Genomic DNA, 11,457 nt, shown 5'->3' on the forward strand with positions numbered 1-11,457 from the left:
AGCTCATCCGCGTATAATGCCCACTTTTTGTGGGGCGCAAAAATTGAATATTATTACTCTAAGCGTTTTATCGCTTGCAATGTCGACTGATGCTTTTGCAGCTTCAATCACCAAAGGCAGTACGCTTAAAAATCCTCGCGTTCTGAGTGCAATCAAGCTTGGTTTATTGTTTGGCTGTATCGAAGCTATCGCACCGATTGTTGGCTGGCTAATTGGCAGTGCCGGTGCAGATTACGTTGAAGCCTTTGATCACTGGATTGCCTTTGTGTTGTTAGTGGGTTTAGGCATTCATATGTTGCTAGAGAGTCGTAAAGAAGATGACGACGATGAAGAGGAACTTGCACCGAATACCAAGCGCTCTTTCATTGCCACATTACTAACCGCTGTTGGCACCAGTATCGATGCCATGACAGTTGGTATTAGCCTTGCTTTCATGAAAGTGAACATTTACTTAGCAGCCGCCATGATAGGCCTAGCAACCACAATTATGGTTACCATCGGCGCACTACTTGGTAACGTAATGAGTGGCTGGGTTGGAAAAAAGGCCGAAGCAATTGGCGGTGTTGCACTTATCTTTATCGGCTGTGGCATCCTGTACAGCCACACCATGGCTTAACCTAATAGCTTATCAAACTCTTCTTTGGGCATGGGCTTATGAAAATAGTACCCTTGCCCAAGCTCGCAGCCTAAATCGATTAAACTATTTAAATGCTGCTTTTCTTCAATACCTTCAGCCACTATTTGTAAATTCAAGGTATGCGCTAAACTGGTGATGGTTCTAACAATGTCCATACTTTGCGTATCAGTGAGCATATCTCTCACAAAAGATTGATCTATTTTGAGTACATCGACGGGGAAGAGTTTTAAATACGACAAACTTGAATAGCCCGTACCAAAGTCGTCTATGGCAATGGTTAACCCCAAGTCAGAGAGCTTATTAAGCATCATTTTTATTTCTTCAAAATCATGCATCAACGCACTTTCAGTTACTTCCAGCTCTAACAGTTCACTGGCAAGCCCCGCTTGTTCAATGGTATCAGCAACGAGATTACAAAAATTACCATCGGTAAACTGTTTTGCAGCAATATTCACGGCAACTTTTATATTATGGCCTTTATCAGCCCATTCTTTCGCAGCGATACAGCTTTGCTTAAGCACTGACTTACCTAGCGCATGAATCAAGCCTGTTTCTTCAGCAAGGGGTATAAAATCCAGTGGTGAAATAAGTTTATTGTCGTTATCTCTTAGTCGCACTAAGGCTTCTACACCAATGATTTTCCGGGTTGCGAGCGCTAGTTTCGGCTGATAAAACACCTCAATCTTATCTTGCTCAATAGCATGTCTTAAGAGCTTTTCAACGCTTTGACGCTGCTTAAATTGATACTCTAAGTCATCGGAGTAATAGCAAAAACGGTTACGTCCCTGCTCTTTCGCACGGTACATGGCTGCATCGGCATGAGTCATCATCTCTTCTGCTTGAGTAGAGTCCGCAGGGTTAACACTCACCCCCACACTGACTGATAAAATATACTCTTGGCTATCAATACGAAACGGCTCATTCATGGTGTTAATAATATCGCTGGCAATGGCATCGACCACAGTAGTACTCTGCACGTCAGGTAATAAAATCACAAATTCATCACCGCCAATTCGAGCTAACGTGGTATTCAAATCGATGAGTGATTCAAGCCGTTTAGCCACATGCTTAATAATTAAATCGCCTTGATGATGACCTAGGGTGTCGTTTAAATATTTAAAGTGGTCGATATCAATCAGCATTAAGGCCACTTTTTTCTTCATACTGCGAGCAACTTTACATGCATGGGTGACCCTGTCATGCAATAACACCCGATTAGGCAAATCCGTTAGTAAATCATGATTTGCTAAATGACTCATTTTCACGGCCATCGCGATTGATTCACTGACATCATGAAACACGATAATACCGCCGATGATGTTTCCTTCAATATCCCGTATTGGCGCAGCTGAATCTTCGACTCTATAAACTCGTCCATCAAGCCCGGTTAATTGACTATTTAACGCCATCGCCACAATGCGCTGCTCTTTTAAAGCAACAGAAATTGGATTGATAATTTTTTTGTTTGATGTGGCATCAGTGAGTTGCATTACCTCTTCAATATGGCGTCCTTTTGCTTCTTCAGCGTGCCAACCCGTTAATCGCTCAGCAATAGGGTTCATAAAGTTAATAATTGCATTATTATCTGTAGCTATTACGGCATCACCAATAGAATTAAGCATAACCCGTAAACGTTCTGACTCATTCGATAACAGTTTTTTTGTATGGGTAATTGAGGTGATGTCCGAAAGAGTAAGAATGACACCAACAACCTCTTGCTCTTTTATTCTTAAATTTATTTGCGCTCGAACATATTCAATTCTATTGCGAGGGCAGGGCAACTGAATATTTAAAACTTCTTGCTCTATGCCCTCAGTTAAGCAGCGGTGAAAAGCCTCATACAATTCATCTGGTAATACATCTTTAGCGGAACAACCAAGCATTTGCTCGCTGGTTTTTGAAAACCAATGGCAGGTTTCATCATTACTAAAGAGGTTTTCCTCAGTATTTGACCAGTAAGATATATACACAGGTACTTGCGCAACGAGTGTCGAAATATCATTTTTTGCAGCCAGTATTTGCGCCTCTTGGTGTTTAAGCTTTAACTGGTTTTGTACTCTTAGGCGACAAATGTTCAAATCAACGGGTTTATGAATAAGATCAATTCCGCCGCTTGCAAAACTCTGATATTCAAAAATTTGCTCATTATGCGAGGTGACAAAAATCACATGACTTTGTGCGGTTCTTGGGTTGTTTTTAAGCTTTTGACATACTTCAAAGCCATTCATACCAGGCATTTCAATGTCGAGCAAAATCACATCGGGCTGAAAGAAAGCAGCTTTCTCAATTGCTTGTGTGCCATTATCGCAACAAACAATCTCACCAAGGTCACTTAATGACTCGGCCATTATCATCAAACTAGTCGGCTCATCATCAACAACAAGCACTTTGCTGTGTGAATGATCATGATGAGAAAAAAGCATACCCATCGCCTCTGTAAATAGTACTTAAAAAAACTCTAGTCCTATCTCAGCAGACACGCCAACATAAAAAATAATTTTTTAATTCTTAAGTTGTAGAAAATCCCAAAATCCGGTCTATGCTTTATTCATCGCGTGGAGGGAATAGTTTGCAGCCGGTAGCTAGTAGCACAGATTTAAAGCTTAATGATTCTGTTATTTTGATTGTTGATGATGAACCAATTAATACAACCGTAATAGAAAGTTTGCTCGCGCCCTTCTATAAAACTCACACCACAGATTGCGGTGAAAACGTGCTGCACCTGTGCGAAACCCTTAAGCCAGATTTAATACTGCTTGATGTGATGCTTGGCTCTATGAGCGGCCTAGATGTTTGCAAGCTATTAAAAAAACACACCCAGTACAACGATATACCGGTGATTTTTATTACCGCTATTATGGATCAAGATGACCAAAATAGGTGCTGGCAAGCAGGCGCCGTCGATTTTGTCTCAAAACCGGTTTATGGCGTCACATTACTTAATCGCGTAAAAGCACATTTGACCTTAAAAAAACAAGCCGATTTACTCAAAAGTCTTTGTGAGCACGACAGCCTAACAGGTTTAAACAACCGACGATTTTTACAAAACACCCTTGATCAAAACATTCGTTTAGCCGTCAGAAACGATAAAGCCCTTTCGGTATTAATGCTCGATATTGATTACTTTAAACAGTACAACGACTCTCTTGGTCATCAACAAGGTGACGAATGCCTAAAACGTGTTGCTGATGAAATCAAAAAAAGTGTTAACCGCCCAACCGATACTACTATTCGTTATGGCGGTGAAGAATTTTTATGTGTATTGCCAGACACCGATATTCAAGGGGCACAATTTATTGCCCATAAGCTTTTGGCAAACATTCGTGAACTAAACATTGAACACCCACATGCAACCTCTGGAGTACTCTCTATTAGTATTGGTAGCGCAACATTTTCTGGGCATGAAGCCATCGACACTGACGAGCTAATTCGCTGTGCCGACAAAGCGCTCTATCAAGCCAAGCATCAAGGGAGAAACCGCTGTGTTTGCATACTTGCTGAACCCAGTTTTAGTTTTTAAGCTTAGTCAAACCTTACTACCGACTCACGTTTTCGGTATGGAGGGCTAAACCATGGATTACGAAGTATTACACCAGAAAAAAGCGACAACCTCTGAAGGACGCTTTTTAGTGCCATTAGCGATTGCTTTTATCGGCGCCATTATGTGCTCAGCAATCTTCTTTTTCGAGCTACAACTTCATAAAAATATTAATAACAATGTTGCTGAACGACTGAGAGAATCAAGCGCTACCGTAAATGTGCAGATACATGAGAGTATTAACAAATACAAAAACGATTTACAGTTTTTATACTCCACCCCACCCATAGCAGGGCTTGCAAGAGCCGCTGCGAACGATGGCAATGATCCGCTAGATAGCACCACCTCAAAGCAATGGAAAAAACGTTTAGAAACGATATTCGTTGCATTTTTACAATCCAACGCTGAGTTCGAGCAATTACGTATCATCAGTACGCAACAAGCAGGACAAGAACTGATCAGAGTAGACAGAGCTGCCGGTGGCATAGTTGTAAAAGCCGATAGTCAGTTACAGGATAAAAGTGGCCGTGACTATTATCAGCAAAGTTCGCAATTACCACAGGGTGATATGTATTTATCTGCAATAACACTCAACCGAGAATATGGAAAGCTCGACTATCCTTATAAACCTATGCTACGTATTGCCTTACCCATTTTTGATGAAAATATGCAGCGCTATGGGCTGATTATTGCAAACATTAACACCTCTCACCTATTTGCATCTCTTAATGCGATGGTACAAGCACCAAACTCATTGATCCTAACAGACAGCGAAGGCTACTTTTTAGTACACCCAAATGAAGACTTTCGCTTTAGTCGCGACTTAGCGCCAAACAAACGTTGGGACTCAGTGTATAAATCTGAACCCGCCTATCTAGAAAATATACTCAGCATTAGCTCTAACCTTGCAAGCGGGCAACAATACGAAGCATTAAGTAAACGCATTCCATTTACTGGAGATTTAGAAACCGGGTTTATAGATGCCCACATTATGCTACCTCACTCTGAAATTAATGCGATGGAGCGCGAGCAAAGGATCAGCACCTATGTTTTTTTGCTGGGTGTTTCTGCTTTTTTAGTGTTTGTGCTTGGATTTTTGCATCGAAATTTAAAGCGTAACCGCGAGCTTGCCGAGGCAAGAGCGGTGTCTTCAGCCATTATTAGCGGTTCAAAAGATGCCATTATTGCGGTCAGTGATATTGGTCTTGTGTCTAGTTGGAATAAAGCGGCCACTGACTTGTTTGGTTTTCAGAGGGAGCAAGTATTAGGGGCAGATATAAACAAGTTGAATCTATTTTCAAATATTAATATCAAAGAAATCTGCAGCTCCCTTAAAACCAATAGAAAACAACATGAAATTGAAGTCGACTATCAGTTAACCAATCAACAAACGACCCATTTAGCACTCGCTTTTTCAGCTATTTTTAATGATCATCATCAGCACAACGGCACAGCCATCCTCATTCGCGACACGACCGTAGAAAAAATTGCTAATGACAAAATTAAGCAAATTAATAACGAGCTCGAAATTAAAGTTGCACAAAGAACTGCCCAGCTAGAAAAAGCCAGCCAAGTTAAGAGCGCTTTTATATCCAATATCAGCCATGAAATGCGTACTCCCTTAAACGGCATTATCGGCACACTCAATTTAATTAAACGAGAGTCATTAAGTAACCAACAGCAACATTATTTAGAAATGACCGAGGTAAGCGTTAATAGCTTAAATGTACTCATTAATGACATTCTTGATTTATCAAAAATTGAGGCTGGCAAACTCGACTTAGACCAAAAAGCCTTTAACCCCATCAAGTTTTTTGAGAGCTTAAGTGGCAGTATGGCTGTTAAAGCCCAAGAGAAAAACCTTGAATTTATTTTAGATATTGCCGATGTTGAGTACAGCTCGATTGTTACTGACCCTCATCGCTACTCACAAGTGCTTACCAATTTAATAAATAACGCGATCAAATTTACTAAAACGGGCTTTATAAAATTTACCGCCGCGAGTAAGCGACTTAGCGATGGTAACGTTGAGCTATGCTGCACAATTCAAGATACCGGCATTGGTATTGCGCCTGAAAACCAAAATAAATTGTTTAGTGCTTTTACCCAAGCCGATAACAGTGTGGCCGCACAATATGGGGGCACTGGGCTTGGTTTATCGATATGTAAGCAACTAGCTAGTTTACTGAATGGACACATATCCTTTGAATCAACCGAAGGTAAAGGCAGTACCTTCACATTTACCATTCAATTAGACAGCCAAAATGTAGAAAAACGCCAACCAAGCAGTCGCTTAAAAGACAGCGTGTTTGCAGTGTCAGTCAAACAACCAGAGCTTGAACGAAGCCTAACAAAACTCATCTCTCACTGCGGTGGACAGCTCACGAATGTTGACCTAGAAAGCTTTGAAATTAACGATAACATGCCCTTTGATACGCTGATATTAGAGCCAGGCAACCCGTTACTCGCAAAACTTGATAGCTATAGTGAAAACACTTACGACCATAATCTGCCCTTTAAATTAGTAGTGCTTATAAACCCAACTGAGCCACCACCACAGGCTAAATACTGTGCCTTTACGCGGTTATCTAAACCTGTGCTTATCTCTGAGTTTTTACTCAAACTGGCTGATGAACGACTCATCCAAGAGCAGCAAGCTCAAGACACAACACCACTTCGTCGCGAGACTGATACACAAATTCACATAGATGTTGATATTGCTGGAGCAAAAGTGCTCATTGTTGATGATAATGATATTAATGCCGCAGTCGCCAAAGGCACGTTAATGAGCTTGGCACTGCGCTTTGAAATGGCATCGAATGGTAAGCAAGCCATTGAAATATTAGCAAATGCAGCAGATGACGACCCATTCAATTGTGTTTTGATGGATTGCCAAATGCCAATTTTAAATGGCTATGATGCTGCGGCACAAATACGTCAAGGGGCTGGTGGAGAGCACCATAGCGACATTCCTATTATCGCCATGACTGCCAATGCTATGCTTGGCGAGCGTAAAAAGTGCTTAAATGCAGGTATGAACGACTACATCACAAAACCAATCAGTGCCGATAAGCTCATCACCACTACAGCGAAATGGGTTGCATCAACGTACCCTAAACATCATACCGTACCAAAAACGATTGCTGTGCCTGAGGTAAATCAGTCGCCGGCTATAAATCAAGGAGAATTAATCGATGAAGAAAAACAGCATTGGAATCGCGAAGCAGCCCTTGGCCGCTTAATGAATAACGAAGTGCTATTAAATAAAGTAAGTAAGATGTTTTTAGAAAGCTCACATAAAAAAATAACGCTACTAACACAAGCAATCAAAGACAAAGACTACCATGCGATTGCAACCACCAGCCATGCTCTAAAAGGGACCTGTGGCGATGTGGGTGCAGCCAAATTGCACCAGCACTTTACTGAACTAGAGGTACTGGCCGCAAGTAAGGGCAATACGCTAAAAGATATTCAACTTAAGCTACTCGAAATCGAAAAAGACTACGAGATTTTGTTAGAAATTTTACAAAAGCATACCGTAGCCAGGGTCGGCTAATTTTATTGAGAGCAAATAAATGGGCTTTGAAAATCAAAGCCCATTTTTCATTAAAGCGCCGCATATTTGTCTTCTAATTTTCATAAAGTGGGAGTATGTTTATACAAACCACTAAAGGAATGACGCTATGACCGCTAAAACGCTGATTTTCAACTTTGATGGCACAGGCAGCGAACCTCGTGATGCTGAACAATTCAGCGCTGCACACTTCAAAGAAGACGCCAGTATTTCTAATATTCTTAAACTTCATTTATTGTTTGGCGGCGCACTCAATAGCGAACCCGAAACACCCTTTCCTACTCAACTTAGCTTTTATTATCAAGGCATAGGCACCCAAGGTAGCCGCTTTCGACGTTTATTCAATCAAGCCCTTGCACCAAGAGGTGATGATGTTGCCAGCATTCTAAATCGTGCTATGAGCGACTTTAAAAGCTATTACACAGTGGGTGATAAAATACTACTGACTGGTTTTAGCCGCGGTGCAGCTCTTGCAAGGCGCTTTGCCAAATGTTTAGAGCCACTTATTAGTGATGATGTTTACTTATGTGTATTTGATACCGTTGCATCAATTGGTTTTTCAAAAGTAACAAAAGCAACCCGCGGTGCTGAGCACGTTATTTTTGAAAACTACACACTAGCAAGCAATATAAAATCAGCCCTTCATTGCGTCGCACTTGATGAAAAGCGCCGTGCATTTGAACCCACACTTATTAATAGTGCACCGCATGTGCAAGAAGTATGGTTTGCGGGCGCCCATTCAGATGTGGGTGGTGGCTATTATCGTGATGGTTTAGCCGACATTTGCCTGCGCTATGCGATTGAGTGGCTGATAGAACAAACCGTTGCATTAAACTTACTTACCAGTGCGGATATCAATTACAACACCCTGCTCCCAGCAGAGCATCGAAACCTCATTGCCCAAGATGATGTAACCGTTACCCCAGATCCGCTGGCACTGAGTCATCAGCAAAACTATTTTTGGTTTAACCCGTTGTTTAAACTGGTAGATCGCGAATGCTGTGTACTGGTTGATAACGAACAAAGCACGCTCGCGCCAACCATTCATTACACAGTCGCAGAGCGCATTAATCGCTTAACAAGCTATCGCCCAGAGTCGTTAAAGAGCCTTCATTACGACGTACTTTATAATGACGAAACTCGCTTAAGCTTTAAGGGCTTAAGTCCGCATATTGCGCTTGATAAGCAAAATATGACGGTGCTGAGCATAGACGAAAGTAAAGATGTGTTTGTGTATGGCGCCGAAAAGTACAACCACACCGGCTTAATGTTAGAGCAAGGTGGTACTTACCGATTTACGCCTTATCCTGAGCAAACTTGGTATGACGACGGCATTAGTTGCGGCCCTGCCGGATGGCACCGTGACAATATCCAACTTGGGGTAAAAGAAATCCCAATGGCCGTGCTTGAACCGTTTAGACGTTTACCTCACGCACAATGGTTTGCGTTGATTGGCGCTATCGATAACAACGACGAGCATTTGTTTGAAATTGCTGAGGGTGCTGATATTCGTATTGCTAAATCAGGTGAGTTTTGCCCGTTTGCCAACGACCTAAACCGCTTTTATGGGGCGAATGCGGGGCGCATTAAACTGCGCGTGACTCGTTTAGGATGATTTAATGTTTAACATAGCGAGCGATGATCTCCGTTATCGCTTGCTGGTTGTTTAAAATTGCTGAGTTAATAGCGGCTCTGTCTTCTGCTAACAGGGTTGTTTCACTGAGCATAAAGTAAACACTGTCATTATTGACAATATACGGATGCAGCTCGATACCCTGCTGATTATTTTTTTGAATTAAATATAAACCAGCTAGTTCATCATCAACAAAAAAATCGACCCGCCTAGCAACTAGCATAGCGAGGCGCTGACGCAAAGATGACACAGTAACAAGCTGATCTTTGTATTTAGCGTCTTCTTTCAAATGGGTAAAATCAGAGCCAAAGTAACTACCGCTGTTAGTTAAAATAACTTGCTGGTGTTCAAGCAGCCCTTGTAAGTCTAAAGACTCTAAGCGGCCATGCGGGTACCAAAACAAGCGCATAACTTCATTACGGTAAGGCTCTGAAAAGAAACTAAAAGAGTCACGCTCTGTGCTATAGCTTGCCGCGGGTAGTAAATCAACTTTACCGTGCTTAAGCTCTGCAAAGCCCCGTTTAGATGAAGGCATAACAACGTATTTAGCGCAAAACCCTGCCTCTTTTAGCACTAAATTAACCACATCAATATCAATGCCGGTGAGCTTACCATTTTGCGTAAAAGCATAAGGTGCCCACTGCTGACTAATCCCCACTTTTAAGGTTTTATCGCAGCTAAAAGCCGAGTTACTCAATACAGCAACAACAAGTAAAAACAGCGCTTTTAACCCCATTAACCCACCTTAGTTTAAATACTTACAAATCATATTATTCAAGTATGGTTGATAATACCTGAAAGACCAATGTGTGAAATGAGAAACGGAAAGTTAGCAAGCCTCAAGGGGAAAGAGTAAAGTTAAGAGATACGAGATTCGAGGTGCGAGATACGAGGTAGCAGCGATTTTACATCGCGCCCTAGAACCCAAAACCTAGCGCCTAATGTTTCTCCCGTAGGACTGGCTTTAGCCGGGAAATGTTTTAAGTTAGCGAGCCTCAAGGGGAAAGAGTAAAGTTAAGAGATACGAGGTAGCAGCGATTTTACATCGCGTCCTAGAACCCAAAACCTAGCGCCTATGTTTTCCCCCGTAGGCGTGAAACTTGTTTCGCGCGTCTGAAAGCTGACCGCTCTCATTTATGTTTGATTCGGCACAAAAGTACCTCCTACAAGGCTTAAATCGCTGAGAAGAACACTCGACCTAACCAACCCCACAGCTCGACAGAAATCTAACATCTGACGTCTAACAATTAAAAGCCAGCTATTTTACATCGCGGTATGGCTACTTGTTTCGATTAGCTACAAACACAATTGTATGATAAAAAGGTACACCCAAAAAAGGACCATTCTCTTTTTCTTTTATGGGTTGTCTTAAATTTCTCAATTAATAAATAGGTTACAGATGTCATTTATTTCAAAGCTAGGCAAAGGCCTTAAAGGTGCTGTGAATGCAGTAAAATCAGACGAATACCAAGTAAACAACGTAAAAGCAAAATGCATTCATTGTGGGCATCATCACTTCGAGCTAGGTCAGGCGCAATTAAATACCGCAGGCATGACGTTTTTGAATTTAGATTGGGCGAATGACAGCGCATCCTTGTTATCGTGCAAAAAGTGCGGCTTCATCATGTGGTTCGCTGTTGAGCCAAAGAAAACAGTTTAATAGTTGGCGAGTTACAAGCATGTCGCAGCGATTTTACATCGCGTCCTAGAGCCTAAATCCCAGCGCCTATGTTTTCCCTCGTAGGACTGGCTTTAGCCGGGAAATGTCTTAAGTTAGCGAGTTTCAAGTGGAAAGAGTAAAGTTGCGAGGTACGAGGTACGAGATACGAGGTACGAGATATGAGGTACGAGATTCGAGGTGTGAGTCTATAGCAGTGATTTTACATCGCGTTTGATTGATTGGTTTATCTTTTAAATTAAAAGGTTTACATGGATTATGTTGGGTATCGCTCCGCTCGACCCAACCTACCCTAAAAATGTGCAGTTCAAATGCTGAGAAGAACACTCGACCTGACCAACCCCACAGATCGACTGACCGCTGAAAGCTGACAGCTTCTTTCCCCTTTCTAACTTTC

At 41.8% G+C, this 11,457-nt stretch carries 7 protein-coding genes; 5 read left to right on the plus strand and 2 right to left on the minus strand.

The genetic code is table 11. From position 1 onward, the window contains the following. The first annotated feature begins 43 nt into the window (after nt 1-43). Nucleotides 44-616 (plus strand): manganese efflux pump MntP, encoded by a 573-nt coding sequence (locus tag CWC28_RS18075; protein WP_119853239.1) that lies wholly within the window; start codon nt 44-46, stop codon nt 614-616. Here CWC28_RS18075 and CWC28_RS18080 read toward each other — a convergent pair. Then, nucleotides 613-3,060 carry an EAL domain-containing protein gene (locus tag CWC28_RS18080; protein WP_138625554.1) on the minus strand — a complete coding sequence of 816 codons (2,448 nt, stop codon included), beginning with the start codon at nt 3,058-3,060 and terminating at the stop codon, nt 613-615. The genes CWC28_RS18075 and CWC28_RS18080 overlap by 4 nt on opposite strands. Nucleotides 3,061-3,206: 146 nt before the next feature. Between CWC28_RS18080 and CWC28_RS18085 the strand changes: the two genes are divergently transcribed. The 3 genes from CWC28_RS18085 (at nt 3,207) to CWC28_RS18095 (ending at nt 9,364) form a co-directional block, all read left to right on the plus strand. Continuing rightward, the gene (locus tag CWC28_RS18085) at nt 3,207-4,157 is read left to right on the plus strand and encodes a GGDEF domain-containing response regulator (protein ID WP_233999090.1); all 951 of its coding nucleotides are present in this window, start codon (nt 3,207-3,209) and stop codon (nt 4,155-4,157) included. Nucleotides 4,158-4,209: 52 nt separating this feature from the next. Further along, the gene (locus CWC28_RS18090) at nt 4,210-7,731 is read left to right on the plus strand and encodes an ATP-binding protein (protein ID WP_138625555.1); all 3,522 of its coding nucleotides are present in this window, start codon (nt 4,210-4,212) and stop codon (nt 7,729-7,731) included. A 127-nt stretch (nt 7,732-7,858) separates the two neighbouring features. Next, the gene (locus CWC28_RS18095; RefSeq protein WP_138625556.1) at nt 7,859-9,364 is read left to right on the plus strand and encodes a phospholipase effector Tle1 domain-containing protein; all 1,506 of its coding nucleotides are present in this window, start codon (nt 7,859-7,861) and stop codon (nt 9,362-9,364) included. A 1-nt stretch (nt 9,365) separates the two neighbouring features. Here the strand turns inward: CWC28_RS18095 and CWC28_RS18100 are convergent, their stop codons facing one another. Continuing rightward, nucleotides 9,366-10,118, minus strand: coding sequence for a substrate-binding periplasmic protein (locus CWC28_RS18100; protein WP_105173733.1), 753 nt, complete (start codon nt 10,116-10,118; stop codon nt 9,366-9,368). Between the two features lie 663 nt (nt 10,119-10,781). On the opposite strand from CWC28_RS18100, the gene CWC28_RS18105 reads away from it, so the two are divergent. Next, complete coding sequence (locus tag CWC28_RS18105; protein WP_063704025.1) at nt 10,782-11,042, plus strand: zinc ribbon domain-containing protein; 261 nt, start codon at nt 10,782-10,784, stop codon at nt 11,040-11,042. Nucleotides 11,043-11,457: the final 415 nt, after the last annotated feature.

Source organism: Pseudoalteromonas sp. S4492 (assembly GCF_005886115.1).
GTDB classification, from domain to species: Bacteria; Pseudomonadota; Gammaproteobacteria; order Enterobacterales; family Alteromonadaceae; genus Pseudoalteromonas; species Pseudoalteromonas gelatinilytica.